Annotated in this window: 24 protein-coding genes; 9 read left to right on the top strand and 15 right to left on the bottom strand. The window is 70.4% G+C overall.

Translation table 11 applies throughout. The features are described from left to right. The first annotated feature begins 37 nt into the window (after positions 1 to 37). Positions 38 to 229 carry a heavy-metal-associated domain-containing protein gene (locus AC0N04_RS16035; RefSeq protein ID WP_474283257.1) on the top strand — a complete coding sequence of 64 codons (192 nt, stop codon included), beginning with the start codon at positions 38 to 40 and terminating at the stop codon, positions 227 to 229. Between the two features lie 67 nt (positions 230 to 296). On the opposite strand, the gene AC0N04_RS16030 is transcribed toward AC0N04_RS16035, so the two are convergent. The 3 genes from AC0N04_RS16030 to AC0N04_RS16020 are packed head-to-tail and all read right to left on the bottom strand — an operon-like array spanning position 297 to position 2,598. After that, positions 297 to 1,136 carry an ABC transporter substrate-binding protein gene (locus tag AC0N04_RS16030; RefSeq protein ID WP_474283256.1) on the bottom strand — a complete coding sequence of 280 codons (840 nt, stop codon included), beginning with the start codon at positions 1,134 to 1,136 and terminating at the stop codon, positions 297 to 299. Next, the gene (locus AC0N04_RS16025) at positions 1,127 to 1,876 is read right to left on the bottom strand and encodes an ATP-binding cassette domain-containing protein (RefSeq protein ID WP_474283255.1); all 750 of its coding nucleotides are present in this window, start codon (positions 1,874 to 1,876) and stop codon (positions 1,127 to 1,129) included. The genes AC0N04_RS16030 and AC0N04_RS16025 overlap by 10 nt, the downstream gene beginning before the upstream one ends. Beyond that, entirely contained in the window at positions 1,873 to 2,598 is a 726-nt protein-coding gene (locus AC0N04_RS16020; RefSeq protein WP_474283254.1) for an ABC transporter permease, read from the bottom strand. The genes AC0N04_RS16025 and AC0N04_RS16020 overlap by 4 nt, the downstream gene beginning before the upstream one ends. A gap of 200 nt (positions 2,599 to 2,798) precedes the next feature. Between AC0N04_RS16020 and moeA the strand changes: the two genes are divergently transcribed. Together moeA and AC0N04_RS16010 are read left to right on the top strand one after the other, a co-directional pair. Beyond that, positions 2,799 to 4,070: a molybdopterin molybdotransferase MoeA gene (gene moeA, locus AC0N04_RS16015; protein ID WP_474283253.1), complete on the top strand. Its 1,272-nt coding sequence runs from the start codon at positions 2,799 to 2,801 to the stop codon at positions 4,068 to 4,070. Between the two features lie 280 nt (positions 4,071 to 4,350). Continuing rightward, complete coding sequence (locus tag AC0N04_RS16010) at positions 4,351 to 6,090, top strand: PQQ-dependent methanol/ethanol family dehydrogenase (RefSeq protein WP_474283252.1); 1,740 nt, start codon at positions 4,351 to 4,353, stop codon at positions 6,088 to 6,090. Between the two features lie 109 nt (positions 6,091 to 6,199). Here AC0N04_RS16010 and AC0N04_RS16005 read toward each other — a convergent pair whose 3' ends face one another. From AC0N04_RS16005 to AC0N04_RS15960, 10 genes are read right to left on the bottom strand one after another with little or no spacing between them, the layout of a single operon-like run. Then, a complete protein-coding gene (locus AC0N04_RS16005) occupies positions 6,200 to 7,195 on the bottom strand; it encodes a tripartite tricarboxylate transporter substrate binding protein (RefSeq protein WP_474283251.1) in 996 nt (331 codons plus the stop codon). Further along, positions 7,192 to 7,899 (bottom strand): hypothetical protein, encoded by a 708-nt coding sequence (locus tag AC0N04_RS16000; RefSeq protein ID WP_474283250.1) that lies wholly within the window; start codon positions 7,897 to 7,899, stop codon positions 7,192 to 7,194. Before AC0N04_RS16000 ends, AC0N04_RS16005 begins: the two co-directional genes overlap by 4 nt. Further along, on the bottom strand, positions 7,896 to 8,393 hold the full coding sequence (locus AC0N04_RS15995) for a hypothetical protein (RefSeq protein ID WP_474283249.1): 498 nt from the start codon (positions 8,391 to 8,393) through the stop codon (positions 7,896 to 7,898). The genes AC0N04_RS16000 and AC0N04_RS15995 overlap by 4 nt, the downstream gene beginning before the upstream one ends. A gap of 54 nt (positions 8,394 to 8,447) precedes the next feature. After that, positions 8,448 to 9,053: a hypothetical protein gene (locus AC0N04_RS15990; RefSeq protein ID WP_474283248.1), complete on the bottom strand. Its 606-nt coding sequence runs from the start codon at positions 9,051 to 9,053 to the stop codon at positions 8,448 to 8,450. 24 nt (positions 9,054 to 9,077) lie between these two features. Beyond that, complete coding sequence (locus AC0N04_RS15985) at positions 9,078 to 9,833, bottom strand: hypothetical protein (protein WP_474283247.1); 756 nt, start codon at positions 9,831 to 9,833, stop codon at positions 9,078 to 9,080. Next, positions 9,830 to 10,651 (bottom strand): ABC transporter permease, encoded by an 822-nt coding sequence (locus AC0N04_RS15980; RefSeq protein ID WP_474283246.1) that lies wholly within the window; start codon positions 10,649 to 10,651, stop codon positions 9,830 to 9,832. The genes AC0N04_RS15985 and AC0N04_RS15980 overlap by 4 nt, the downstream gene beginning before the upstream one ends. Next, complete coding sequence (locus AC0N04_RS15975; protein ID WP_474283245.1) at positions 10,648 to 11,799, bottom strand: type 1 periplasmic-binding domain-containing protein; 1,152 nt, start codon at positions 11,797 to 11,799, stop codon at positions 10,648 to 10,650. The genes AC0N04_RS15980 and AC0N04_RS15975 overlap by 4 nt, the downstream gene beginning before the upstream one ends. Next, positions 11,799 to 12,800, bottom strand: coding sequence for a PQQ-dependent catabolism-associated beta-propeller protein (locus tag AC0N04_RS15970; RefSeq protein WP_474283244.1), 1,002 nt, complete (start codon positions 12,798 to 12,800; stop codon positions 11,799 to 11,801). Before AC0N04_RS15970 ends, AC0N04_RS15975 begins: the two co-directional genes overlap by 1 nt. A 35-nt stretch (positions 12,801 to 12,835) precedes the next feature. Further along, entirely contained in the window at positions 12,836 to 13,549 is a 714-nt protein-coding gene (locus tag AC0N04_RS15965) for an ABC transporter ATP-binding protein (protein ID WP_474283313.1), read from the bottom strand. Positions 13,550 to 13,577: 28 nt separating this feature from the next. Beyond that, complete coding sequence (locus AC0N04_RS15960; protein ID WP_474283243.1) at positions 13,578 to 14,378, bottom strand: MBL fold metallo-hydrolase; 801 nt, start codon at positions 14,376 to 14,378, stop codon at positions 13,578 to 13,580. A gap of 263 nt (positions 14,379 to 14,641) precedes the next feature. Between AC0N04_RS15960 and AC0N04_RS15955 the strand changes: the two genes are divergently transcribed. Continuing rightward, positions 14,642 to 15,658 carry a hypothetical protein gene (locus AC0N04_RS15955; protein WP_474283242.1) on the top strand — a complete coding sequence of 339 codons (1,017 nt, stop codon included), beginning with the start codon at positions 14,642 to 14,644 and terminating at the stop codon, positions 15,656 to 15,658. Positions 15,659 to 15,700: 42 nt separating this feature from the next. On the opposite strand, the gene AC0N04_RS15950 is transcribed toward AC0N04_RS15955, so the two are convergent. Next, entirely contained in the window at positions 15,701 to 17,866 is a 2,166-nt protein-coding gene (locus AC0N04_RS15950; protein WP_474283241.1) for a sigma-54-dependent Fis family transcriptional regulator, read from the bottom strand. Positions 17,867 to 18,152: 286 nt separating this feature from the next. Here AC0N04_RS15950 and pedF point away from each other — a divergent pair, with 286 nt between their 5' ends. The 3 genes from pedF (at position 18,153) to AC0N04_RS15935 (ending at position 21,414) form a co-directional block, all read left to right on the top strand. Continuing rightward, the gene (gene pedF / locus AC0N04_RS15945) at positions 18,153 to 18,638 is read left to right on the top strand and encodes a cytochrome c-550 PedF (protein WP_474283240.1); all 486 of its coding nucleotides are present in this window, start codon (positions 18,153 to 18,155) and stop codon (positions 18,636 to 18,638) included. Next, complete coding sequence (locus AC0N04_RS15940) at positions 18,638 to 19,492, top strand: substrate-binding periplasmic protein (protein WP_474283239.1); 855 nt, start codon at positions 18,638 to 18,640, stop codon at positions 19,490 to 19,492. The genes pedF and AC0N04_RS15940 overlap by 1 nt, the downstream gene beginning before the upstream one ends. A 137-nt stretch (positions 19,493 to 19,629) precedes the next feature. Further along, positions 19,630 to 21,414 carry an ATP-binding protein gene (locus AC0N04_RS15935; protein ID WP_474283238.1) on the top strand — a complete coding sequence of 595 codons (1,785 nt, stop codon included), beginning with the start codon at positions 19,630 to 19,632 and terminating at the stop codon, positions 21,412 to 21,414. A gap of 25 nt (positions 21,415 to 21,439) precedes the next feature. On the opposite strand, the gene AC0N04_RS15930 is transcribed toward AC0N04_RS15935, so the two are convergent. Then, positions 21,440 to 21,658: a SlyX family protein gene (locus AC0N04_RS15930; protein ID WP_474283237.1), complete on the bottom strand. Its 219-nt coding sequence runs from the start codon at positions 21,656 to 21,658 to the stop codon at positions 21,440 to 21,442. A gap of 163 nt (positions 21,659 to 21,821) precedes the next feature. Here AC0N04_RS15930 and AC0N04_RS15925 point away from each other — a divergent pair, with 163 nt between their 5' ends. Together AC0N04_RS15925 and AC0N04_RS15920 are read left to right on the top strand one after the other, a co-directional pair. Then, complete coding sequence (locus AC0N04_RS15925; RefSeq protein ID WP_474283236.1) at positions 21,822 to 23,093, top strand: nitronate monooxygenase; 1,272 nt, start codon at positions 21,822 to 21,824, stop codon at positions 23,091 to 23,093. Between the two features lie 139 nt (positions 23,094 to 23,232). Next, positions 23,233 to 25,266: an oxidoreductase gene (locus AC0N04_RS15920; RefSeq protein WP_474283235.1), complete on the top strand. Its 2,034-nt coding sequence runs from the start codon at positions 23,233 to 23,235 to the stop codon at positions 25,264 to 25,266. The last annotated feature ends 21 nt before the right edge of the window (positions 25,267 to 25,287 follow it).

The raw sequence follows: 25,287 nt of genomic DNA, 5'->3' as shown, positions 1-25,287 counted from the left end.
CGCGCCATACTGGCGCTTTGCCAGCCCGGGAACCACCATGATTGAACTGACCCTGCCCGACATGACCTGCGGCCACTGCGTCAAGAGCGTGACCGCCACCGTCCAGAAGGTCGACCCGGCCGCCCAGCTGCAGATCGACCTGCCGACCCATCAGGTGCGGATCGATTCGCAGCAGGCCGCCGAAGCCTTCAAGGCCGCGCTCGCCGAAGAGGGCTATCCGGCCGCCTGAGCCGCGGCGGCCGTCAGCCACCCCGCCCCTGAGCGTGGGCAGGGGCTGAACCGGCCGCCACGGCGGCTCAATGGTCGGCGTTGGGGAAGAACAGCTGCTGGCCGTTGATCTTGTAGTTGGCGATCGTGGTCTGGCCGGCCGGCGAGGTGACCCAGTCGGCGAACTGCTGCGCCAGCGCGGTCTTCAGGTGCGGGTACTTGGCCGGGTTGACGACCATCACGCCGTACTGGTTGAACAACCGCTTGTCGCCTTCGACGATGATGGCCAGGTCTCCGCGGTTCTTGAAATTGAGCCAGGTGCCGCGGTCGGTCAGCACATAGGCGTTGATCGCCGAGCCCATGTTCAGCGCCGGGCCCATGCCGCAGCCGCATTCCTTGTAGCCTGCGGGGCGGGCGGTGGCCAGGTCGATGCCGGCTTCCTTCCACAGCCGCAGTTCGGCGGCGTTGGTGCCGCTGCGGTCGCCGCGCGAGATGAAGGCGGCGCCGCTGGAGGCGAGCTTGGTGAACGCGGCCGTGATGTCGTTGCCATGGAGCTTGGCCGGGTCGCTGGCCGGGCCGACCAGCACGAAGTCGTTGTACATCACGTTCTGGCGCTTGACGCTGTAGCCCTGCGCGACGAATTTCTCCTCCGCCTTGGTGTCGTGCACGAACAGCACGTCGGCATCGCCGCGGCGGCCGATGTCCAGCGCCTGGCCGGTGCCCACGGCCACCACGTGGATGTCGACGCCGGTGGCCTTCTTGTAGGCCGGCAGCAGGTAGCCGAACAGGCCCGACTGCTCGGTCGACGTGGTCGATGCCATGGTCATGAAGGGGCTGTCCTCGGCGCGGGCCAGCGTGGCGCCGCACAGGCCCGCCGCCAACAGCAGGGCGGTGACGAGGCGGCGGCTGCGGTTCAGGGTCAGATCCATGGCAGTTCTCCTTTGAGGAATTGGGCCGCCTCGGTCGGCAGCACATCGTTGAAAAATCGGTCGACCGGCAGGTCCACCACCAGCCGGCCGGCTTCGAGGTAGACCACCCGGCTGGCCAGGCGCCGGGCCTGGCCCAGGTTGTGGGTGCTCATCACGACGGTGACGCCATCGGCGGCGATCTCGGCGATCAGCGCTTCGACCTCGCGCTTGGCGCTCGGATCCAGGCTGGCGGTGGGCTCGTCGAGGAACAGGATGTCGGGCTGCAGGGCCCAGGCGCGGGCCAGCGCCAGGCGCTGCTGCTGGCCGCCCGACAGCCCGCGCGCGGACCGCTCGGCCTGCGCCGCCAGGCCCACCCGGTGCAAGGCTTCGGTGCAGCGCTCGGCGCGCTCGGAGGCCGGAACCTTGTGCAGCCACAGGCCCAGCCAGACATTGGTCCGCGCCGACAGCCGCAGCAGATACGGGCGCTGGAACAGCATGGCGGCCGTCGCCGGACGGCCCTCGGGCTGCATCGGGCTGGGTTCGCGCCGGCCGGTCTGCAGCGGCAGCAGGCCGTGCAGCAGGCGCAGCAGCGTGGTCTTGCCCGAGCCGTTCGCGCCGACCAGGGCCAGCCGGTCGCCCCGGTTCAGCTGCAGGCTCACGTCGCGCAGCGCGGTGACGCCGCCGAAGCGCACCGTGGCCTGCTGCAGTTGCAGCAGCGGCGCGGCAGGCGGCGCGTCCAGCAAGGCGGTGTCGCGCTTCATGCCACCAGGGCCTCGCGGCGCAGGCCGGGCAGGCTGCTGCGGCCCTGCATCCAGCCGATCAGCGCGTTCATCACGCCCACCACGCCGAGCAGGATCGTGCCGAGCGCCAGCGCCAGCGGCAGATCGCCCTTGGAGGTCTCGAGCGCGATCGCGGTGGTCATCACCCGCGTCGCTCCCAGGATGTTGCCGCCCACGACCATCACCGCGCCGACCTCGGAGACCGCGCGGCCGAACGCGGTCAGCAGCACCGTCAGCACGCCGAAGCGCTCGTGCACCAGCACCAGCAGGGCGCTGGTCAGCGGTCCGGCGCCCATCGAGCGCAGCTGGTCGCCGCCCTCGGCCAGGCCGTCGAGCACCAGGCGGCGGGTCAGCGCCGCGGTGAGCGGCACCACCAGCAAGGTCTGCGCGAAGACCATCGCGGTGGCGCTGAACAGCAGGCCCAGCGACCCCAGCGGCCCGGAGCGCGACAGCAGCAGGTAGACCAGCAGGCCCACCACCACGCTGGGCAGCGCCAGCAAGGTGTTGACGGTCCAGACTGCCAGGCCATGGCCGGGAAAGCGCGCCACCGCCAGCCATGCGCCCAGGCCCAGCCCGATCAGGGCGCCGAACAGCGTCGCCAGGCCGCTGACCCGCAGCGACAGGCCGACGATGCGCAGCAGCTCTGCGTCGGCGCGCAGGATCAGGTGGAAGGCCAGCACCAGGCTGTCGGCGAGCGTGTTCATGCAGTGCGGAAGGGAAGGGAAGCGGGGAAGCGCACCGGGGGTGCGCTCAGGCGCGTCCCGCGGCGGGCGATTCTGTGGCGCGGCGCCCAGTCTGGCGATATGCATGGCGATGCATAGCTATTCCCGGACCCGCCGGCGGGACGGCGCGGCCGGCGCACAATCGCGCCACCTCGGCCTTTGCACGCTTGCGTTTGACGCCCATGCCTGAACTCGGTCCTTCGCCGCTCGCTGCCGGCAACGAACTCTCGGTCGACCAGGCGCGCGCCGCGATCGCCGCTGCGCTGAGCCCGGTGCGGCAGCACGAACGGGTGCCCTTGCTGGCGGCGCTGGGCCGGGTGCTGGCCGACGACGTGGTGTCGCCGATCGACGTGCCCGCGCACGACAACTCGGCGATGGACGGCTACGCGTTCAGCGGTGCCGACCTGGCACCGGACGGCGAGACGGCGCTGCGCGTCGTCGGCAGCACGGTGTTCGCCGGCACGGCGCAGATCGGCGCGATCGGGCCGGGCAGCTGCGTGCGCATCATGACCGGCGCGGTGATGCCGCCGGGCCTGGACACGGTCGTGCCGCAGGAGTTGTGCCGGCTGGACGGCGACCTCGTGCGGGTGGCCCGCGGCGTTCTGCGGCGCGGCGAGAACCGCCGCCACCGCGGCGAGGACCTGGCGCAGGGCCGCGCGGCGCTGACCGCGGGCCGGTGGCTGCGGCCGGCCGACCTGGGCCTGATCGCGTCGCTGGGTCAGGCCGAGGTGAGCGTGCGCCGGCGCCTGCGCGTGGCCTTGTTCTCGACCGGCGACGAGTTGCGGCTGCCGGGCGAGCCGCTGGCACCGGGCTGCATCTACGACAGCAACCGCTACAGCCTGATGGCGGCGCTGACGCGGCTGGGCGTCGAGATCATCGATCTCGGCCGCGTGGCGGATGACCGCGGGGCGCTGGCCGCCACGCTGGACGAGGCGATCGCCCGCGCCGACGTGGTGATGACCAGCGGCGGCGTCAGCGTCGGCGATGCCGATCACACCCGCGAGCTGCTGGCCATGCGGGGCGAGGTGGGGTTCTGGAAGGTGGCGATGCGCCCGGGCCGGCCCTTCGCGTTCGGCCCGTTGCGCGCCGAGGCCGGCCGCAGCGCCTGGCTGTTCGCGCTGCCGGGCAACCCGGTGGCCGCGCTGGTGACCTTCTACGCGCTGGCCCGCGAGGCCTTGCTGAGCCTGGCCGGCGCGCGCGAGCCGGCCTTGCCGCGCCTGCGCGCGCGCAGCGAAGCGGCGATCCGCAAGCGTCCCGGCCGGACCGAGTTCCAGCGCGGCATCGTCACGCCGGCGCCGTCCGGCGGCTGGCAGGTGCGCATCACCGGCGCGCAGGGTGCCGGCATCCTGCGCAGCATGAGCGAGGCCAACGCGCTCGTGGTGCTGGGCCACGAGCAGGGCTCGGTGGCGGCCGGCGACGAGGTCGAGGTCTGGCTGTTCGACGGCCTGGCGTGACCGGCGAGGGCCGCGACGCGCGGGCGCGGCGGCGCAGGGTTTGATCGGGCCGGTTGTTCCAGAAGCGCGCGCCGGCGCCGGCCTGTCGCGAGACCAGGCCCGGATGCGCTGCCGCGAGTGCTCAAGCCTGTGACAGACCTTGCGGGTTAGCCCTTGAGTTTTGCGCTGCGGTGGAAACGCCGCACCTGGCACGCTAGTTGCCGTTAGTGGCCTCCGGACCGTCGGCCGATCGGGTCGATGTGACACCTGTGCCCCCTCACTAGGAAGAAGGAGACAACCCATGCGCATGAAATTGCTCACCCTGATGGTGACCCTCGGCGTGTCGTCGATGGCCGCCCAGGCCGTGGTGACCGACCAGATGATCGCCAACGACGCCAAGTCGACGAACGACGTGTTGACCTGGGGGATGGGAACCCAGGGTCAACGCTATTCCCCGCTCAAGCAGATCAACCCCAGCACCATCGGCCACCTGGTGCCGGCCTGGTCGTTCTCGTTCGGCGGCGAGAAGCAGCGCGGCCAGGAATCACAGCCGCTGGTGCACAACGGCAAGATGTTCGTCACCGCCTCGTATTCGCGCATCTACGCGCTGGATCTGGCGACCGGCAAGAAGCTGTGGAAGTACGAGCAGCGCCTGCCCGACGGCATCATGCCCTGCTGCGACGTGATCAACCGCGGCGCCGCGCTGTACGACAACCTGGTGATCTTCGCCACGCTGGACGCCCAACTGGTGGCGCTGAACCAGGACACCGGCGACGTGGTCTGGAAGGAAAAGATCGACGACTACAACGCCGGGTACTCGGCGTCCGCCGCGCCGCTGATCGCCGAAGGCCTGCTGCTGACCGGGGTGTCCGGCGGCGAGTTCGGCATCTCGGGCCGGGTCGAGGCCCGCAACCCGCGTACCGGCGCGCTGGTGTGGACCCGTCCGACCGTCGAAGGCCAGATGGGCTACCGCTACGACGACAAGGGCAACAAGATCGAGAACGGCATCTCCGGCACCCCCGGCCAGACCTGGCCGGGCGACATGTGGAAGACCGGCGGCGCCGCCACCTGGCTGGGCGGCACCTACAACGCCAAGACCGGCCTGGCCTACTTCGGCACCGGCAATCCAGCGCCGTGGAACAGCCACCTGCGCCCCGGCGACAACCTGTTCTCGTGCTCGACCGTGGCGATCGACGTCAAGACCGGCAAGATCGTCTGGCACTACCAGGGCACGCCCAACGACGGCTGGGACTTCGACGGCGTCAACGAGTTCATCACCTACGACGACGGCGGCAAGATCCTCGGCGGCAAGGCCGACCGCAACGGCTTCTTCTACGTCATCGACGCCAAGAACGGTCACCTGGAGAACGCGTTCCCCTTCGTCAAGAAGATCACCTGGGCTTCGGGCATCGACTTGAAGACCGGCCGGCCGAACTTCATTCCCGAAAGCCGTCCGGGCGATCCGACCGCCTCGGCCGACGGCAAGAAGGGCAAGGAGATCTTCAACGCACCTTCGTTCCTCGGCGGCAAGAACCAGATGCCGATGGCCTACTCGCCCGACACCAAGCTGTTCTACGTGCCGGCCAACGAATGGGGCATGGAGATCTGGAACGAGCCGGTGACCTACAAGAAGGGCGCGGCCTACCTGGGCGCCGGCTTCACGATCAAGACGCTGAACGACGATTACATCGGCGCGATGCGCGCGATCGATCCGAAGACCGGCAAGATCGTCTGGGAAGACAAGAACTTCGCGCCCTTGTGGGGCGGCGTTCTGACCACCGGCGGCAACCTGGTGTTCTGGGGCACGCCGGAGGGCTACCTGCAGGCAGCCGATGCCAAGACCGGCAAGATCGTCTGGAAGTTCCAGACCGGTTCGGGCGTGGTCGCGCCTCCGATCACCTGGGAGGACAAGGGCGAACAGTACGTCGCCGTGGTTTCGGGCTGGGGCGGCGCGGTGCCGCTGTGGGGCGGCGAGGTGGCCAAGCGCGTGAGCTTCCTGGAGCAGGGCGGCTCGGTCTGGGTCTTCAAGCTGCTGAAGTGATCTGACGCGGCATGCGCTGCCCGGCCGGGCAGCATGCTGAAAGGGCCCCGCACGCGGGGCCTTTTTTTCGTCTCGCTCCCGCGTCGCGGCCGGGTTGCGCCGCGCCGGATCAGTCGGGTTTGCGCGCCAGGCCGAGCCGCGCGGTGGCACGCTGCTCGGCGGCGTAGGCCTCGCGCATCGACTGGCCGTAGTCGGCCGAGTTCAGGTAGGCCAGTTCCTGGTCGTACTTGGCCAGGGCCGCGATGTGGGCCGGGTCGAACATCGCGGTCTTGAAGGCGTCGTGCAGCTTCTGCACCACCGCGGGCGCCATGCCGGCGGGGCCGGCCAGGCCGTAGGGGGAATTGGCGACGATGCCCAGCCCCAGCTCCTTGAGCGTCGGCACCGTCGGCCAGCGCTTGGTGCGGGTCGCGCCGAAGGTGGCCAGCAGCCGCAGGCGGCCGCCGTCGACGAAGGGCGCGAAGCCGTTCGAGTTCACGCCCACCATCACCTGGCCCGAGGCCACCGCCAGCATCTGCTCGGCCGTGCCTTTGTAAGGCACGTGGATGTAGCGCAGGCCGCGCGAGTGCATCAGCTCGTCCATCACCAGGTGGGGCGTGGTGCCCACGCCGTTGGTGGAGACCGTCATCTCGCCGGGGTGGGCCTTGGCCCAGGCGAACAGGTCGTCGACGCTGCGGAACGGGCTGGCGGCGGGCACGACGATGCCGAAGGTCACGCCGCTGATCTGGATGATCGGCGTGGTGTCGCGGATCGGATCCCACAGCACCTTCTGGATCCAGGGCGCGCGGAACACCGTCTGCGGCATCTGGCCGATCGTGTAGCCGTCCGGCGCCGCCGACTGCAACACCGGCATCACCAGCGTGCCGCCGGCGCCGGCGCGGTTCTCGATCGCGATCTTCTGGCCGAGCTGCTTGCCGGCCAGATCGGCCAGCAGTCGCAAGGTCAGGTCGGTGGCGCCGCCCGCAGGCCAGGGCACCCAGAGCGAGATCGTCCGGTTCGGGAACGGAGCGTCGCCTTGGGCTCGGGCGCGGCGGCCGGTGGCCAGCAGGCCGGTGCCGAGCGCGGCCAGGCCGTGCAGCCAGCGGCGGCGGGACAGGGGGGAGGTCATTCCCATTCGGTCAACTCCATGGTCAGGTCACCTCCGCTGAGGAAGGTGGAATGGGCCGGCTCGTGTCGTTCGAGCCGGGTCAGGCCCACGCCGGGGCAGTACCACTCCAGCGTGGTCAGCGGCAGGTCGGTCCAGCCGACCACCGGGTCGGCGAACAGCTTCAGGACGGCGCTGCCCTGGACGCGCACGCAGCCCCGGAACGAGCCGGCGCGCGTGGCCAGGGTCTGGTTGAGCGCGGCGATCGTGTAGGTCATCGGAATCGACGGGTGGCTGTAGCGCAGCTCGGGCGGGAACTCCTGGCGCCGCCGCAGCAGGTAGGCGGTGGTGCTGGCCTGCCAGGTGGTGCCCACCACGAGCGGCAGCTTCAGCACGTAGCGCACCGGCTTGTCCAGCTTGGGCTCCGGATCCAGGTCGCTCTTGCTGGCGACGCGGTAGATGCCGGTGTCGTCGCTGCGCAGCCAGTAGTCCACGCCGGCATCGTCGCGGCGCAGGTAGACCGAGCCGCCGTCCAGGCGCTCGCTGCCCAGCGAGGTGATCACCTGGGTCTCGTGCTGGACGAGGTTGTTGTCGTCGGTCGTGGTGGTGTCGTAGACCCAGCGGTGGCCGCGCTCCAGCGGGAACAGCGCGGCCGTGGGCGGCGGCGAGCACGCCCCCAGCAGGCCCGCCGACGCGAGCCCCAGCAACCAGAGGCTGGTGCGCGTCATTTTTCGGGCAGCCTCGGAATGGGCAGGTCGCGCACCTTGATCTCCTGCTCGTCGTTGCCGGGCATCAGCCACGCCAGGCCGCCGCGCTTGCCGCGCATCGGCTTGGCCGTTCCCATCTGGCTCACGCCTTCGCGGGCCTTCTTCATCGCCTCGCTGAGCACCGAGTGCAAGTCCTTGCTGTAGGGCAGCCGATAGGCGCGGGGCTGGGTCACCGGCTTGCCGTCCTCGATCGCGTTGACCCAGATATACAAGGCGCCGGAGGACTTGGCGCTGGGCTCGTCGAACACCGCGGCCAGCAGCACGAAGCGCTCGGGCAGCGGATCGGCGGCGGGCCAGCCGGACAGGTCGTGCGCCATGTCGTGGACCCAGAAATAGAACACCGCCACGAAGGCCACCAGCGCGGCCTTGAGCCAGGCCGGCCAGTTCGACGACAGCAGCGCCAGGGTCGTCAGCGCGGCCAGCACGACGAAGGAGAGGACCAGCGCCAGCGTCATGACGGCGATCCGCGGCGATGCGCCGGCTTGCAAGTGGAATTGCCTGGGGCCATGTCAGATCCTTTGCACCAGCGATTTGGGCAGCGTGTTGATGTTGGCGACGCCGCCGTCGGGCAGCACCGTGAAGCGAACGGCCGTGGCTTCGTCGCCCTTGCGGGCCAGCGTGACCTGGCCGTAGAAGACGACGTCGGCGCGCGGGTTGACCTTGATCACCGAAACGTTGACGTCGACCGGCTTGCCGTCCTTTGAGTCGTAGTAGTTGACGTTGACAGTGAATTCGCCCGGCACCAGGCCGCGCACCGTCACCACTTCCTGGTTCAGCGGGTTGATGATCTCGTGGCCGTTGACCACCATGCGCTCGAAGCCGCTGCCGCGGCTGTCATGGTCCAGGTGCATCAGGCCGGCCTCGCGCTGGCGGAACCAGACCAGGTTGCCGGCCGGGTCCTGCACCCAGGTGTCGATGTCGTCGGGGTTCATGTCGGCCCACGAGACGGTGATGATGAACTCGGCCTTCGACGGGATGTCGCCGGCCTTCAGCGCCTTCGGGTTCATCGCCAGCAGCGCGATGATGAAGCAGAACACGAAGGCGATCAGCATGTTGAACAACATGTCGTAGAACGGATCGACCTCGGGCTCGCGGGCGTGGCGGCGGCTGGGCATGGCGGTGCGGCGGGCGGCTGCGGGTCACGCTGCGGCGGCCGGCGTCGCCACGGGGGCTTGCGCGGGCACCGGCGCGGCGGCCGCCATGCGCCGCAGGCCCTCGCGCTGGCAGTCGGCCAGCAGGCGGTCGGCGAAACGATCCAGCCGGGTCAGCTGCAGGCCCAGCAGGATGTTGCCCACCAGGCCCACCATCGTGGTCAGCAAGGCCACGCCCAGGCCGCTGGTGAGGCTCTTGAGCAGGTCCTGAGACTGCGACGGATCGAAGCTCTGCAGGTGGCCGATGTGCAGCGCCAGGATCGAGAAGCCGATCACCTTGCCCAGCAGGCCCAGCTTGAGCTGGATGCCGTTGACCCACCAGGCGGTCTGCTGCGGGCCGTGGGTGTCTTCGAGCAGCAGGTCCAGCGGGGTGGCGCTGTCCAGGCCGGCGGTGGCGAGCGCGCGCAGGTAGTCGCCGGCCCAGCCTTGCACCGAGAGCAGCGGGGCACCCTGGCGGGCCGCGTCGAGCCAGCGGCGCTGGCGTTCCAGTTCGCGCGAGCGGGCGCCGGACCACAGCGTGGACGTCGCGAACACGACGATGATCACCAGCGTCAGCCCGGTCGGGTCCGAGTGCAGCAGCAGCGCCCAGACGCCGCGCACGCCCAGCAGCCAGACCGCGAAGACCAGCAAGCCGCCCAGCGTCAGCCATTCGAACCACAGCGGCTCGACCTCGCCGCCCGGGCTGTCGCGCAGGGCGCGTTCGCGCGGCCGGGCGAGCCGGTTCAGCACCAGCGCCAGCTTCATGCCGGACCTCCGGGACCGCGCTTGGTCAGCGCGCCGAAGCCGCGCTGCGGGTCGTAGCCCCAGGTGGCCAGCGCAAAGCACAGCGCCAACGTCCCCAGCACCACCCAGGGCGAGGCGCCGGGGTCCTTGCCGTAGAGAGCGAAGCGCATCCATTCGACCGCATGGGTGAACGGATTGAAGCGCGAGACCCACCAGACCCATTCGGCGCCGGACTCCTCCAGCTTCCACAGCGGGTACAGCGCGGTCGACATGAAGTACATCGGGAAGATGACGAAATTCATCGCGCCGGCGAAGTTCTCCAGCTGCTTGATGTGGACCGACAGCAGCAGGCCCAGCGCGCCCAGCATCAGCGCCGAGGCCACGGCCGCCAGCAGCACCTGCGGCAGTTGCGGCCCCCAGAGCGGGATGTCGGTGCCCAGCAGCTTGGCCACGGCGACGAAGGCGGCGGCCTGCAGCAGCGACAGCACGGCCGTGGCGCAGAGCTTGGCGAACAGGATCCAGGCCCGCGGCAGCGGGGCGGTCAGCAGCAGGCGCATCAGGCCCATCTCGCGGTCGTAGACCATCGCCAGCGACGACTGCATGCCGTTGAACAGCAGCACCATGCCGACCAGGCCCGGCGCGATGTAGGTGTCGTAGGAGATGTAGGTGTCGTAGGGGTCGTTGATGGCCACGCCGAAGACGTTGCGAAAGCCGGCGGCGAACACCGCCAGCCACAGCAGCGGACGCACCAGCGCCGAGGCCAGCCGGCCGTACTGGCGCAGGAACTTCATCAGTTCGCGCTCGACGATGGCCCACAGCGCTTGCAGGGCGTGCTTCATGGTCTGGCCTTGCAGAGTTTCTCGGGCTGGTCGCCGCCCAGCGTGTCCAGCGTGTTGTGGGGGTGCAGGATGCCGTCGGCCGGCGCGGTGGCGACCACGCCCTGGCCGTCGGTCAGCAGCAGCGGCTGGCGCAGCTGGCCGTCCCAGGGCCGGAAGCTCATCGCGATGCCTTTGGAGCCGTCGAGCTCGACGGCGGCCAGCGCCTTGGCGAAGGCCGCGGCCGGACCCTTGGGAGCGGCCTTCGCGGCGGCCGCCAGGGCCTTGCCGGCCATCCATGACGCCCAGTCCTCGGCCTGCATCGCACGGTTGGCGCTGCGCGCGAAGCGGCGCGTCACCTGCGGCGCGCCGAAGCGCTCGAACTGCGGGTGCCAGGCGAGCGCCGCCAGGCCGGCGTCGCCGACCACCGGGCGCGGCAGCACTGTGCGGTAGGGCAGGCTGCGGGCGAATTCACCCGCGCTGTCGACCACCCAGACCGCGTCGTAGCTGCCGGCGGTCAGCAGGCGCAGGTTGGCGAGGTCGCGCTCGCGTGGATCGCCCGAGAGCTTGAAGGGCTTGGCGCCGACCAGCTTCAGGCCGTAGCGGGTGATGGCGGCGCGCGCGACGGCGGCGCGCGCGGCGTCCTCGGGCGTGGGGCCGGTGAGCAGCAGCACCTGGGTCCAGCGCTGCGCGGCCAGGGTCTGGGCCAGCGCGTCGTCGCGCATGCGCTCGCTGGGAATCAGGTGGTACAGCCGCGGCCGGCAATCCTGTTCGCGCAGGCGCTCGTCCGGGTTGCCGACGTTGAGCACCGGCAGCGGGACGGCATCCGCCACGGCCAGGGTCCAGTCGCTGGGCAGGTCGGTGACCAGCGCGACGTCGCCGGCCTGCGCCGCCTTCACGGCCTGGGCCCGGGCGTCCTGTGCCGAGCGTGCCTCCACCACCGTCAGCGCCAGATCGGTGTGGGCCACGCTCAGCTCGATCTGCTCGTCCTTCAGTGCGAGTTGCAAGCCGTCGGACGCCGGGCCGGTGGGGTGGCCGAAGTAGGCCCGCTCGACCAGCGTGCGGTCCAGGCGGGGGTCGTCGGCCGGCTCGATCAGCGTGAGCTTGAACGGGGCTGCAGCGGCATGCAGCGCGAGCAGGGCCTGGCCGGCCAGCAGCAGCGGGCGGCGCATCATTCCACCAGCAGCGCGGCGTACGGCACGCGCCCCACCGGGATGCTCTTGACGGCACGGGCGGCCGCCACGTCGACCACGGTCACGTCGTCGGACAGGCCGTCGACCACCCACAGCATGGTCTGCGCCTTGTTCAGGCTGACGTTCCAGGCCCGGTTGCCCACCAGCACCAGGTCGGTCACCTTGCGGCTGGCGACGTCGATGAACGCCACATGGTTGGCCTTGCCGAGCGCGACGAAGGCGCGCTTGCCGTCGCGTGAGATCGTGATGCCCACCGGCGTGATCTCGGTGGCGCGCGCGCCCTTGAGCTCGAAGTGGATGGTGCCCAGCACGCTGTAGTCGCGCGTGGACAGCACGGTGACGCTGGCGCCAAGCTCGCTGGTGACCCAGAGTTGGGAACCGTCGGGCGTCAGCGCGAAGCGGCGTGGGCGCTGGCCGACGGGGATGCTCCTGAGCAGCTTGCCGGCCACCGGATCGATCACGTGGACCAGGCTGGCGACCTCGGAGGTGACCCAGACCACCTTCCCGTCCGGCGAGGCCAGCACGCCCTCCGGTTCCTCGCCCACCTTCACGGCGCGCAGCGGGCGGCCGGTGGCGGCGTCGCGGATCGCCAGCTCGCCGGCCTCCTCGCTGCTGACGTACAGCAGCTTGCCGTCGGGCGAGAGATCGAAGGCCTCGGGATCGTCGCCCATCGGGATGTGGCCGATCGACTTGCGGGTGCGCACGTCGATCAGGTCGCCCTCGTGCGAGTCGCCGCAGGCGGCCAGCAGCGTCTTGCCGCCGGGCAGCAGGCGCAGGTGGCGCGGGCGCTTGCAGGTCGGCACCACGCCGATCACCTTCAGCGTGTCCATGTCGATCAGGGTCAGCGACTGGTCCTTTTCGCTCGACACCCAGGCGACGCCTTGCGCAACTGCGGGCGCGGCGGCGATCAGGGCCCCCAGCAGCGCGGACAGCAGGACGGCGGGCTTCAGGCGCAGCGCGGGGACGGCTAGGCGTGGCATCGGCAGGTCTCCTTCGAGGGGGCGGGGCGCCGGGCTCATTGCGTGGCGCGAATGAAGGCTTCTTCCAGCGCCGGACCGCCCAGCCGCTGGCTGACCTCGTCGGCGCTGCCGTCGGCCAGCAGCCGGCCGCGGTGCAGCACCAGCACCCGGTCGGCGGCCAGGGCCTCTTCCACCAGGTGGGTGGCCCACAGCACGCTGGTGCCGCGTTCGGCGCCATCGGCACGCACGGCGGCCAGCAGGTCGCGGCGCGACTTCGGGTCCAGCCCGACGGTGGGTTCGTCCATCAGCAGCACCGCAGGCCGATGCAGCAGCGCGCGCACCAGCTCGACCTTGCGCCGGTTGCCGCCCGACAACTCGCGCACCGGCCGGTCCAGATCGGCCGCGGTGCCCATGGCCGCGCAGCCGGCGGCGATGCGTTCGCGCGCCAGCGCCCGCGGCAGGCCGTGCAGGTCGGCGTGAAACTGCAGGTTGCGGCGCACGCTCAGGTCGAGATCGAGCGACATCTGCTGGAACACCACGCCGATGTGCTTGAGCGCCTTGATCGCATGGTCGCGCAGCGATTCGCCGGCGACGCGCACTTCGCCCTGGTCGGCCACGAACAAGCCGGTGAGCAGCTGGAACAGCGTCGACTTGCCTGCGCCGTTGGGGCCCAGCAGCGCGACGAACTGGCCCGACGGAATGGACAACGAGAGGTCGTTCAACGCGACGCGCTCGCCATAGCGCTTGGTCAGCGACTGCACTTCGAGCATCGGTGGCATGGTCGGACTTCGGGTCGGTTCAGAGTTCGATGACCATACCGTCATACGCCGCCTCGAAGTTTGCGTGATGACCCGAAGGCCGGTCCGAGGGCTGGCCGCTGAACATCACCTTGCGGCGGGCCCGCCAGGCGCTGTCGGTCGGTGTCGAGGCCTGCGGCCAGGTGGTGTGGTCGTCCAGCAGCACACAGTCGGCGCTGCGCAACCAGTCCAGCTCGCCCTCGCCCAGGCTGAGCGCGCCGGGCGCGAAGAACAGGCGCTGGCCGCTGCGCACGTCCAGTACCGCCAGCGCGATCGACAGCCCCGTGACCATCGGGCATTCCAGGCCTTGCAGATGCGGCGAGGCGACGCCCTCGCTGGCCAGCGCGGTGAATTCGAGGTCCGGCAGGCCGTTGATCCGGAAGCTGGCCGACAGCGTCTCGCCGGCCACCGGGATCACGTGCCAGTGCACGCCGCAGTAGTGCTGCAGCACCTGCAGTATCGGCAGGTTCTGGCTCAGTACTTCGAACACCGCTGGCGTGGCGTAGAGGTCGATCGGCGCGCCGTCGCGCAGGCTCAGCAGGCCGCTGACGTGGTCGACCTGCGCGTCGGTCAGCACGACGGTGCGCACGTCGGCGTCGCGCAGCCCGCTGTGGCAGGCCAGCCGGGCGTCGCCCTGCAGTTGCTGAGCGACGTTGGGCGCGACGTTGAGCAGGATCCATTGCTCGCCGTTGTCCGACAGCGCGACCGCCCCCCGCCGCCCGGTGGCGGTGGGCTCCAGCCGGGGCGGCTGGTGCGCCAGCGCTTCGCCGCAGGGCCCGCCTCGCAGCACGACCAGCTTCATCGCGCGGCCCGCGCTGTGATCGGCGGCTGGGATACGGCAAGATGTGGCATATGCAGCAAGAAACTCCCCTCGTGTCGGCGCGGGCCACGGTGTCGGAAGGTCGATCGGGCCCGACGTCCTCGTCGCAAGACACATGCCCACGCACCGCGACGGCGCGGGAGACCGCGCAGGCTCGGTTTGCAAGGGCTTGCCCGAACCTGCCGCGCATCGGGTGGGACATTGCGTCGCGGCAGCGTCCTGATCTGGCACAGGGTTTCCACCGCTTGCGGCGCGGACTCGCGGCGGCGTTCGCGGCCTGGCTGGTGCTGGGGCCGGCGGCGCAGGCGGCCGGCAGTCCGTCCGACGGCGCGTCCTGCGAAGGCCCGCCGGTGGATCTGCAGGCGCTGTCCGCCGACGTCTGGCGCGTGGGCGGCGCGGCGGGTGACAGCGATGGCCGCAACCGGGGCGTGATCTCCAACCTGCTGCTGGTTCATCAGGGCGACGAGGTCTGGCTGCTCGGCGCCGGGCCGACGCCGGCGTTCGGCCGCGCGCTGGCCTGCCAGCTCAAGGCCCGTACCGGCTGGGTGATCAGCGACGTGATCGCACCCTGGCCGCGGCCCGAGCTGGTGCTGGGGGCGTCCGGCTACGAGGGCGCGCGGCTGTGGGCGCACACCGAGGTGGCCGCGACGATGGGCGAGCGTTGCCCGCGCTGCGTCACGCGCATGCGTCAGCGCCTGGGCGAGGCGGCCGCCGACCTGGGGCCCGACCCGATCCGCATCGCGCCGCACCGGCTGACCGGCGTCGAAGGCGAGGTCGGGCCGTTCCGCTGGTGGCTGCTGAACCGCGCCGACGACACGCCGGTGACGGTGTTCCGCCTGCGCGACCAGCCACTGTGGAGCGCCCACGGACTGCTGTGGGGCGACGGGCCGCCGGACCTGCGCGATGCCGATCCGGCGGTGATGGCGGCGTCGATCGGGCGGCTGCTGCGGCTGTCGCGTGCCGACGGCGACGCGACGCGCTGGCTGCCCGAACAGGGGCCGCTGCTGGCAGCAGCGGCGCCGGCGCGGCAACTGGCCTACCTGCGGTCGCTGGCTGCGGCGGTGCGTTCGGCCCAGCGCCAGGGCGCGCTGGAAACCGACGCTCCGGCGGCGCTCGACGGCATCGACGCCTGGCTGACCCAGGGCATGCGGCACAGCCTGAACTGGCAGCGCATGTGGGCGCTGGAGGAGGCCCGGACCTTCGACGGCGGCCCGGCGCGCGAGGAAGCCGACTTGCCGCACGCCCCGCCGTCGCCGCATTGAGGCCGGGCGCGCCGCACGGTGCCGCCCGCCGCAGCGGCCGCGTCAGTGTCCCGGTGCCTGCCAGCGCAGCTTGCGGTAGATCGTGTTGCGGCTGATGCCCAGGCGCTTGGAGGCCTCGGAAATATTGCCGCCGGCCGCCTCGACGGCCCGCCGGATCGCGTTGATCTCCATGTCCTGCAGCGAGCCGACGGGCTCGTGGGCCGCCGCGTTGGCCGGCACCGGTGTCACGGGCTGCGCCGCGGCGGGCGCGACCGGCGCGGCGGGCCGGTGCAGGTCGACCGGCGCCGCCGCGGGCGGCGCGACGGGCTCGGGTGGCGCGGGGGCCACCGGCAAGGGGGGCGGTACCGCCTGCGGCTGCCGGGCGGCGGCGTGCCGGGCGTCGTCGATGAAGTCGTCGGACAGGTGGTCCAGCGTGATCACCGCGTCGCCGGCCGCCATCACGACGGCGGTGCGCAGCACGTTGAACAACTGGCGCACGTTGCCGGGCCACTGGCAGGACTGGAACAGGCGCAGCACGTCGGGCGACAGGCTCAGGCGCCGATCCGGGCTCTGGCGGTCGAGGATGCGCTGCACCAGCGCCAGCAGGTCGGTGCGCTCGCGCAGCGCCGGCAGGCGCACGGCCAGGCCGTTGAGCCGGTAGTACAAATCCTCGCGGAACTGCTGGGCCGCGATCATCTCGCGCAGGTTGCGGTGGGTCGCGCAGATGATGGCCACGTCGACGCTGACCGACTTCGCGCTGCCCAGCGGCGTGACCTGACGCTCCTGCAGCACGCGCAGCAGATGGGCCTGCAGGCTGACCGGCATGTCGCCGATCTCGTCGAGGAACAAGGTGCCGCCGCTGGCCTGGACGATCTTGCCCACCGAGCCCTTGCGCCGCGCGCCGGTGAAGGCGCCTTCTTCGTAGCCGAACAGCTCGGCCTCGATCAGCGTGTCGGGGATGGAGGCGCAGTTCACCGCGACGAAGGGCTGGCGTGCGCGGTCGGAGTCCTGGTGGATGGCGCGCGCCAGCAGTTCCTTGCCGGTGCCGGTCTCGCCCAGCACGAGGATGGGGATGTCGCGGTTGAGCACGCGGCGGATCTTGGCGATCACGGTGTCGACCTGGGCATCGCCGGTCTGCAGCTCCGCCAGGCCCGAGCGCCGGCCGGTCGTTGCCGAGGGCGCGGCATCCGCCGCGTCCGGCGGCTTGCGCACGGTGGCCTCCTCGGCGGCTACGTCGCCTCGCGGCAACGGGTGGGCCTGGGCAGCCTCGGCGACGCTGGTCCACACCGGCCAGTTGAAGCGTGCGTAGAGATGGAATTGCCGCCCGTCGTGCAGCTCGACCGGCAAGGGCATGGCCAGCGGCGATCGGAACCGGTCGACCAGCGTGCCCACCGTGGTGCTGAACAGCGAGTTCAGCGAATGCATGCGCAGCGAGCTGCCGTTGAGCCCGAGCTGTTCCAGCGCGCCGCGATTGGCGCCGACGATCTTGCCGTCCGGCGCCACCGCGAGGATGCCTTCCATCAGCGTGCCGATGAACTCGACCCGGCTGTGGAAGTGCAGCCGCATGACGTTGCGGTAGTCGTCGGTCAGCCAGTGGTTCTCGATCATCCGCGCCGACATCTTCACCAGGGCCATCGTGTGCTGGTGGTAGCTGCGCTGCTCGCCGGAGACGTCGAGAACGCCCAGGATGTTGCCGCGCGGATCGAGGATGGGCGCGGCCGAGCAGGTCAGGAAGTGGTTGGCGTGCATGAAGTGCTCGTCGGCGTGGACCAGCGTGGGCACCTCGTCGATCAGCGCCGTGCCGACGGCGTTCGTGCCCTTGTTCGCCTCGGACCAGTTGGCGCCGGGTTGCAGCGCCACTTTCGACGCCTTCGAGAGAAAGTCGTCGTCGCCGATCGAATGAAGAATGGTGCCGGTGACGTCGGTCAGCACCACCATGCTGTCGGTGTTGATGATCTGCTCGAACAGCATCTCCATCACCGGCGCTGCGTGGGAATGCAGCCGCAGGTTCCGCTCGCGGGCGACGGTGAGGTCGCTGCGGCCCAGCAGCGAGTGATCGGGGCGCTCGATCGGCGAGACGCCGAGCGCGACGCAGCGCTCGTGCGAATGCTCGATCGCGGCACTGTGGGCCGGCGTGCTGCCACCCGTGCGGACCGCGACGCGGCCGCTGGCGTCCTGGGGGCGCCGGGGGCGGGCGCCGGCAGGCGCCGGGGGAAAGAAACCGGTCATGGGGGCGTCTCCGTCGTCGAGGCCGTCGTGGTCAGACCTCGTTCTTGTTGAATTGCTCAGAAATCGAACAGTCCGCCACGGTACGACTGTTCCAGCCCTCGGTCAACGCAGAATGCGCTTCAGATCGGCGCAATCATCTAGGGTCTCACCCCGATGATTTTGACGAATTCGGGGTCCGGGAACCCCTGTCGAGGCTGGTGGCACATCCCTTGCAGTTTTGATGCCCGACAACCGGTTCCCCGCCAGAGTTGCCCTTTCCACATTCCATGCATTGGAGACAGCGTTCATGTTCCGCTCTTGCTCATCGACCCTTTCCTGGCGCCGCGTCGCCACCACCCTGGCCCTGTCCGTCGCTGCCGCCGCGGCGCTCGCCCATGGCGACGTGACGCCGCAGCCGGTGGACACCCACGAGTTGCCCGCACTGGGCGATGGCTGGCGCGACGAGAACCCGTTCAGCGGCAACGAGACCGCGATCCGCATCGGCACCTCGGCCTTCAACCAGAACTGCGCCCGCTGTCATGGCCTGGAGGCCATCTCGGGCGGCATCGCGCCGGACCTGCGCCGACTCGACAACGAATGCGCCACGATGGCCGACGCGGCCAAGAAGGCCGCCTGCAAGAAGGACAACGACCAGTATTTCCTGACCACCGTGCGCCACGGCCGCACCCGCAACGGCGCCGTCTACATGCCGCCGTTCGAGGGCGTGCTGAGCCAGGAGGCCTTCTGGTCGATCAAGTCCTACCTCGAAACCCGCCGCGAGAAGCCCCTCTGATGACTGATGCCATCTCCTGGAACCGGCGCCATTGCCTGGCCGCCATCGGCAGCCTGGCGCTGACCGGCGTCGCCGGTGCCGCCACGGCCCAATCCGCCACCCCGACGCTCGATCGCTTGCGTCAGCGCGGCACGCTGAGCGTGGCGGTCTACAACGAGATGCCGCCGTTCCATGCGGCCGGCAAGGGCATCGACGTCGATCTGGCCGAGGCGATCGCCAAGGCGCTGGGCCTGAAGCTCTCGCTGCTGCCGTTCAATGCCGACGACAGCATGAACGACGACTTGCGCAACATGGTCTGGAAGGGGCATTACCTGGGCTACGGCCCGGCGGACCTGATGCTGCACGTGCCGGTGGACCGGCCGCTGATGCAGGACAACCCGAAGGTCAGAATCTTCGCGCCGTACTACCGCGAACGCGTGATGATGGCGCGGGACCGCAAGCTGCTGCCGGAGCTGCCGTCGCTGACCTCGCTCAAGGGCCAGAAGGTGGCCGTCTCGGGCCAGACGCTGGCCGGCTGGCTGATGATCGGGGCCGATGGCGGCGCCTATCGCCAGCAGTTGGTGACGAACTGGAAGGATGGCACCGAGGCGGCGCGCGCCCTGCAGCGCGGCGAGGTGGCTGCCGCGGCGGGCAACGCGTCGGAGCTCGAATCGGTGCTGCGCGGCGACGACCGCTTCGTCATCGAACCGTTGCCGGTGCCGCGCATGCACGACGGCTGGGCGGTGGGCTGCGCGGTGAAGTCCGACGCCGGCGATCTCGCCCAGGCGGTCCAGCAGGCCATGACGGACCTGGCCCATGGCGGCCAGCTTGCGGCCATTTTCAATCAGGCCAACGTCAGCTGGCAGCAGCCGTGAGCCCCGGATAGCCGGCCCGATCGCCTCGGCGCCGCTGTGCGCGGCGACCGGACCGGGCTGCGGGGATGTGGGGATGGACGGTGCTCGGCCGTGGCCCAGAATGCAGGTCTCGTCTCCCTGCAGCCTGCGGCTGCGCCATGACCGATCCACACGAAGTTCTTGAACTCGACCTTCGGCGCCAAGCGTTGGGGGCTGCCGTTTCTGGCGCCCGCCTCAGCGTCCCGTTGTTGTGGGGCGTGATCGGGGTGCTGCTGCTGCCGTCGCAGCGGCTGGGGTTTCCCTGGGCCACCGGGCCGGTGGCCGCGCTGGCACTGGTCAGCGGCCTGTGGCGACTGAGCTTCATGCACCGCCTGCCCGCGATTCGCACGATGGGGGCGGCGGACCTGCGGCGCGCCGAGTGGCAGATCGAGGCCAACGCGGCGATGAGCGGCCTGATGTGGGCGCTGGTGACGATCGGCTTCTTTCCCCACCTGACACCCGGCGAGGCGGTGCTGCATGGCTTCGTGCTGGCCGGTTCGCTGGCCACGGCCGGCTTCTACATGTCGCTGATCGGCCGCTCGTTCGAGTGGATCGCGTTGCCGATGATGCTGCCGCTGATCGTGCTGGCGGCGGTCGATCCGCGGGTGGCCTCGTGGCCGTTGGCGCTGATCTCGGCGCTGTTCCTGCTGGCCATGCTGCGCGCCGCCGCCGACTTCCGGCGCACCACGCTGCGGGCCCTGCGCTCCGGCATGCAGGCCGCCGCCGCGAACGGCGAGTTGCGCGCGGTGATGGCGAGGCTCGAAGCCGAGCTGGCGACCAAGTCGCGCTTCCTGGCCACGATGAGCCACGAGATCCACACGCCGATGGCCGGCATGATGGGGGCGCTCGACCTGATGGACGCCGAGAACCTGTCCGGCACGCAACACCGCCTGCTCGACGCCGCGCGCCAGGCGAGCGAAAGCCTGATGGCTTCGCTCGGCGAGGTGCTGGACCATGCCCGCATCGAGACCGACCAGCTCGAAAGCCGGGTGGCTGCGCTGTCGCTGGCCGACCTGGTGACCGCGGTGAGCGCGCCGATCTCGGCCGCCGCCGCCGAGAAGGGCGTGCTGCTGCGGGTCGAGACGACCCCCGGCCGGGCCGACCGGGTCCAGGGCGAGTGCCGCTGGCTGGAGCAGGTGCTGCGCAACCTGCTGTCGAACGCGCTGAAGTTCACCGAGCGCGGGCAGGTGAGGTTGCGGGTCGAGCCCGACCCGCAGCGGCCCGAGCGCACCCGCTTCGTCATCGAGGACACCGGGCCCGGCATCCCCGCCGCCGACCTGCCGCGGCTGTTCCAGCCCTTCCAGCAGCTGGACGAGGGGCCGCAGCGCTCCCATTCCGGTGCCGGGCTGGGGCTGGTGATCGCTCAGCGCCTGGTCCAGCGCATGGGCGGGCAGATCTCGGTCCGCAGCGTGCCGGGGCAGGGCAGCAGCTTCGAGTTCGCCCTCGCGCTGCCGCCGATCGATGCGGCCGCCCCGGCGGAGATGGTGCAGGCGGCGCTGCCGCTGGAGCCTTGCGCGCATCCGGGGGCCATTCTGGTGGCGGAGGACAACGAGCTCAACCGGCTGGTCGCGGTCGAGATGCTGCAGCGCAGCGGCATGACCGTGCGCCAGGTGGCCAACGGGCAGCAGGCGGTCGAGGCGCTCCAGGCCGGTGGCATCGCGCTGGTGCTGATGGACGGGCAGATGCCGGTGCTGGACGGCTATGCCGCCACCCGCCAATGGCGCGAACGCGAGCAGCGGCTGGGCACCCGGCGGATCCCGATCGTCGCGCTGAGCGCCAACGTCCTGCCCGAAGACCTGGCGTTGGCGATGGCCAGCGGCATGGACGATCACCTGGCCAAGCCCTTCACCCAGAAGGACCTTGTGGCCGTGGTGTCGCGCTGGCTGGAGGCCTCGCCCGCCTGAGCGCCCCGGTCGACGCGGGGCGGACTCAGTAGTGCGGCGGCAGTTCGTCGCGCAGGCTGCGCGCGGCGCCTTGCGGCGCATCGGCCAGCTGCTGCCGCAGCCGGTTCAGTTCGCGCAGCAGCGCGTCGATCTGCTGCTGCTGGCGAAAGACCGTCTGGTTCAGGTGGTCGACCAGATCCTCGGCATAGCTGGCCTTGATTTCCAGGTCGGTCAAACGCTGGTCCACATCGTCGGTAGGGGTCATGGCCCGCATTGGACGCGAAAATTGACAGTTTGGCGGTTTCGATCCCGCGTCTTCGACCGAACTTTGACCTCGTTGGAAGGACGTGCAAGGTGCTTCACGTAGCATTCACACTTTGCCCACGTCGCCCCGAGACCGGGGTCGGGCCTGCTTGAGAAAGAAAACGATGAGACGTCTGGACGATTTCCGCCTGCGCATGGGCACTCATGAGCTGGTGCCCATCATGGTGGGCGGCATGGGCGTGGACATCTCGTCGGCCGATCTGGCCCTGGAGGCCGCCCGTCTGGGCGGGGTCGGCCATATCTCGGACGCGATGATCAAGACGGTGACCGACCGTCGCTACAAGACCAAGTACGTCAAGAACAAGCAGGCGCTGTACAAGTACAACACCGAGTCGGAAGACAAGTCGCCGGTCAAGTTCAACCTGGGGCACCTGGCCGAGGCCACCCGCCTGCATGTCGACGCCACCATGAGCCGCAAGCAGGGCAGCGGCCTGGTGTTCATCAACTGCATGGAAAAGCTGACGATGAACGCCCCCAGGGAGACCTTGAAGGTCCGCATGGAAGCGGCGCTGAACGCCGGCATCGACGGCATCACGCTGGCGGCCGGGCTGCACCTGGGCTCGTTCGCGCTGATCGAGGACCACCCGCGCTTTCGCGATGCCAAGCTGGGCATCATCGTCTCGTCGGTGCGTGCCTTGCAGCTGTTCCTGAAGAAGAACGCACGCCTGGATCGCCTGCCGGACTACATCGTGGTCGAGGGGCCGCTGGCCGGCGGCCACCTGGGCTTCGGCATGGATTGGGCCGATTACGACCTCGCGACGATCACCACCGAGGTGTTGCAGTACCTGAAGGCCGAGCATCTCGACATCCCCGTGCTGCCGGCCGGCGGCATCTTCACCGGCAGCGATGCGGTGCGCTTCCTCGAGATGGGCGGTGCCGGCGTCCAGGTGGCGACACGCTTCACGGTCACCGAAGAATGCGGCCTGCCGGCCGACGTCAAGCAGGAGTACTTCAAGGCCAACGAGGACGACATCGAGGTCAACCAGATCTCGCCCACCGGCTACCCGATGCGCATGATCAAGTCCAGCCCGGGCATCGGCGACGGCATCCGCCCGAACTGCGAGGCCTACGGCTACCTGCTCGATGCCAACGGCAAATGCGCCTACATCACCGCCTACAACCGCGAGGTCGCGGCGCACCCCGGGGCCAAGCGCATCTCGGTGATGGACAAGACCTGCCTGTGCACCCACATGCGCAACTTCGAGATCTGGACCTGCGGCCAACTGACCTGGAAGCTGAAAGACACCACGCACCGCAACGCCGACGGCAGCTACCAGCTGTTGAGCGCCGAGCACGTGTTCCGCGACTACCAGTTCAGCACCGACGAGCAGATCAGCCTGCCGTCCATGGCCCCGGCGGCCGCGACGCTGCCCTGAACGGGCCGGGCGGGTTTTCGGCACCGAGGGCGGGTCCGCGCCTCCTCTAGAGGCTGGACTCCAGCGGCGGACCGGACGCCCGACCTACCATCGGCGCTTCGCGCTCGTGCCGAGCGCCTCTTCGTTCGCCGAGACGCCCATGAGCACCTATCCCCATCTGCTGCAATCGCTGGACCTGGGCTTCACCACGCTGAAGAACCGCGTGCTGATGGGCTCGATGCATACCGGGCTCGAAGACGGACGGGATCTGCGCAAGCTGGCGGCCTACTTCGCCGAACGCGCCGAGGGCGAGGTCGGTCTGATGGTGACCGGGGGCTTCGCCCCCAACATCGAAGGCTGGGCCAAGCCCTTCGCCGGCACGCTGGCCAGCTCGGGCGCCGCTCGGCGCCACCGCGTCGTCACCGAGGCCGTGCACGGCGCGGGCGGCAAGATCGCGCTGCAGATCCTGCACACCGGCCGCTATGCTTACCAGCCGCTGGCCGTGGCGCCTTCGCGCATCAAATCGCCGATCTCGCCGTTCACGCCTCGGGCGCTTTCGGCACGCGGTATCGAGCGCCAGATCCGCGCCTTCGTACGCTGTGCCCAGCTGGCCCGCGAGGCCGGCTACGACGGCGTCGAGATCATGGGCAGCGAGGGCTATTTCATCAACCAGTTCATCGCCGCCTGCACCAACCAGCGCGACGACGACTGGGGTGGCAGCTACGCCAACCGCATGCGCCTGCCGGTCGAGATCGTGCGCCGCACCCGCGAGGCCGTGGGCCCCGATTTCATCCTGATCTATCGCCTGTCGATGATCGATCTGGTGCCCGGCGGGTCGACCTGGGACGAGGTGGTGCTGCTGGCCAAGGCCGTCGAGGCCGCGGGGGCGACGATCATCAACACCGGCATCGGCTGGCACGAGGCCCGGGTGCCGACGATCGCCACCAGCGTGCCGCGCGGCGCCTTCGCCTGGCTGACGCAGAAAATGCGCGGCGAGGTCGCGATCCCGCTGATCGCGAGCAACCGCATCAACACGCCGGAGGTCGCCGAACAGCTGCTGGCCGACGGCTGCGCCGACATGGTCTCGATGGCGCGCCCACTGCTGGCCGACGCGCAGTTCGTCAAGAAGGCGCGCGAGGGTCGGGCCGACGAGATCAACACCTGCATCGCCTGCAACCAGGCCTGCCTGGACCACATCTTCGTCGGCCGGCTCACCAGTTGCCTGGTCAACCCGCGGGCCTGCCACGAGACCGAGATCCGCATCGAGCCCACGCGCATGCGCAAGAAGCTGGCGGTGGTGGGCGCCGGCCCGGCCGGCCTGGCGGCGGCCACCACGCTGGCCGAACGCGGCCACGAGGTCCACCTCTACGACGCGGCTGCCGAGTTGGGCGGGCAGCTGAACCTGGCCAAACAGGTGCCGGGCAAGGAAGAGTTTCGAGAGACCTTGAGGTACTGGCGCCGACGGGTCGAGATCACCGGCGTCGCGCTGCACCTGAACACGCGCGTCGGCGCGGACGAGCTGAGCGCGGGGGGCTTTGACGAGGTCGTGATCGCCACCGGCGTGCGGCCGCGCGATCCGCGCATTCCCGGCCAGGACGGCGCCAACGTGCTGAGCTACATCGATGTGCTGCGCGGCGCGCCGGTGGGCGCGCAGGTGGCCGTGGTCGGGGCGGGCGGGATCGGCTTCGACGTGGCCGAGTTCCTGGTGCAGGAGGCCGGCGCCTCGACCGCGCTCGATCCGGCCGCGTGGCGGCTGGAATGGGGGGTGGCGGACCCGGCCACGGCCCGCGGCGGCCTGGCCGCCGAGGCCCCGCAGGCCGCGGCGCCCGCGCGCCAGGTGACGCTGCTGCAGCGCAAGGCCGGCAAGCTGGGGGCCGGCCTGGGCAAGACCACCGGCTGGATCCATCGCAGCACCCTCAAGCAACACGGCGTGCGCATGGTCGGCGGCGTCAATTACGAGCGCATCGGCCCCCAGGGCCTGCAGGTCAGCGATGGCGAGCAGCGCGAGAACCTGCGGTGGATCGCTGCCGACACCATCGTGCTGTGCGCCGGCCAGGAGCCGCTGCACGAGCTGCAGGCGCCGCTGCAGGCCGCCGGGATGACGGTGCACCTGATCGGCGGCGCGAAGGAGGCGGGCGAGCTCGACGCCAAGCGGGCGATCGACCAGGGCGTGCGCCTGGCGATGACGCTGTAGCGCCGGGGGGGCTGCGGCCGG

The organism is Ideonella sp. sgz306126, from assembly GCF_056032705.1.
This window is presented reverse-complemented; position numbering and strand designations above follow the sequence as displayed.

Excerpts from the sequence above, each read along its gene's own strand:
- AC0N04_RS16035 (WP_474283257.1), top strand. The coding sequence starts at position 38 with ATGATTGAACTGACCCTGCCCGACATGACCTGCGGCCACTGCGTCAAG.
- AC0N04_RS16030 (WP_474283256.1), bottom strand. The coding sequence starts at position 1,136 with ATGGATCTGACCCTGAACCGCAGCCGCCGCCTCGTCACCGCCCTGCTG.
- AC0N04_RS16025 (WP_474283255.1), bottom strand. The coding sequence starts at position 1,876 with ATGAAGCGCGACACCGCCTTGCTGGACGCGCCGCCTGCCGCGCCGCTG.
- AC0N04_RS16020 (WP_474283254.1), bottom strand. The coding sequence starts at position 2,598 with ATGAACACGCTCGCCGACAGCCTGGTGCTGGCCTTCCACCTGATCCTG.
- moeA (WP_474283253.1), top strand. The coding sequence starts at position 2,799 with ATGCCTGAACTCGGTCCTTCGCCGCTCGCTGCCGGCAACGAACTCTCG.
- AC0N04_RS16010 (WP_474283252.1), top strand. The coding sequence starts at position 4,351 with ATGCGCATGAAATTGCTCACCCTGATGGTGACCCTCGGCGTGTCGTCG.
- AC0N04_RS16005 (WP_474283251.1), bottom strand. The coding sequence starts at position 7,195 with ATGACCTCCCCCCTGTCCCGCCGCCGCTGGCTGCACGGCCTGGCCGCG.
- AC0N04_RS16000 (WP_474283250.1), bottom strand. The coding sequence starts at position 7,899 with ATGACGCGCACCAGCCTCTGGTTGCTGGGGCTCGCGTCGGCGGGCCTG.
- AC0N04_RS15995 (WP_474283249.1), bottom strand. The coding sequence starts at position 8,393 with ATGACGCTGGCGCTGGTCCTCTCCTTCGTCGTGCTGGCCGCGCTGACG.
- AC0N04_RS15990 (WP_474283248.1), bottom strand. The coding sequence starts at position 9,053 with ATGCCCAGCCGCCGCCACGCCCGCGAGCCCGAGGTCGATCCGTTCTAC.
- AC0N04_RS15985 (WP_474283247.1), bottom strand. The coding sequence starts at position 9,833 with ATGAAGCTGGCGCTGGTGCTGAACCGGCTCGCCCGGCCGCGCGAACGC.
- AC0N04_RS15980 (WP_474283246.1), bottom strand. The coding sequence starts at position 10,651 with ATGAAGCACGCCCTGCAAGCGCTGTGGGCCATCGTCGAGCGCGAACTG.
- AC0N04_RS15975 (WP_474283245.1), bottom strand. The coding sequence starts at position 11,799 with ATGCGCCGCCCGCTGCTGCTGGCCGGCCAGGCCCTGCTCGCGCTGCAT.
- AC0N04_RS15970 (WP_474283244.1), bottom strand. The coding sequence starts at position 12,800 with ATGCCACGCCTAGCCGTCCCCGCGCTGCGCCTGAAGCCCGCCGTCCTG.
- AC0N04_RS15965 (WP_474283313.1), bottom strand. The coding sequence starts at position 13,549 with ATGCTCGAAGTGCAGTCGCTGACCAAGCGCTATGGCGAGCGCGTCGCG.
- AC0N04_RS15960 (WP_474283243.1), bottom strand. The coding sequence starts at position 14,378 with ATGAAGCTGGTCGTGCTGCGAGGCGGGCCCTGCGGCGAAGCGCTGGCG.
- AC0N04_RS15950 (WP_474283241.1), bottom strand. The coding sequence starts at position 17,866 with ATGACCGGTTTCTTTCCCCCGGCGCCTGCCGGCGCCCGCCCCCGGCGC.
- pedF (WP_474283240.1), top strand. The coding sequence starts at position 18,153 with ATGTTCCGCTCTTGCTCATCGACCCTTTCCTGGCGCCGCGTCGCCACC.
- AC0N04_RS15940 (WP_474283239.1), top strand. The coding sequence starts at position 18,638 with ATGACTGATGCCATCTCCTGGAACCGGCGCCATTGCCTGGCCGCCATC.
- AC0N04_RS15935 (WP_474283238.1), top strand. The coding sequence starts at position 19,630 with ATGACCGATCCACACGAAGTTCTTGAACTCGACCTTCGGCGCCAAGCG.
- AC0N04_RS15930 (WP_474283237.1), bottom strand. The coding sequence starts at position 21,658 with ATGACCCCTACCGACGATGTGGACCAGCGTTTGACCGACCTGGAAATC.
- AC0N04_RS15925 (WP_474283236.1), top strand. The coding sequence starts at position 21,822 with ATGAGACGTCTGGACGATTTCCGCCTGCGCATGGGCACTCATGAGCTG.
- AC0N04_RS15920 (WP_474283235.1), top strand. The coding sequence starts at position 23,233 with ATGAGCACCTATCCCCATCTGCTGCAATCGCTGGACCTGGGCTTCACC.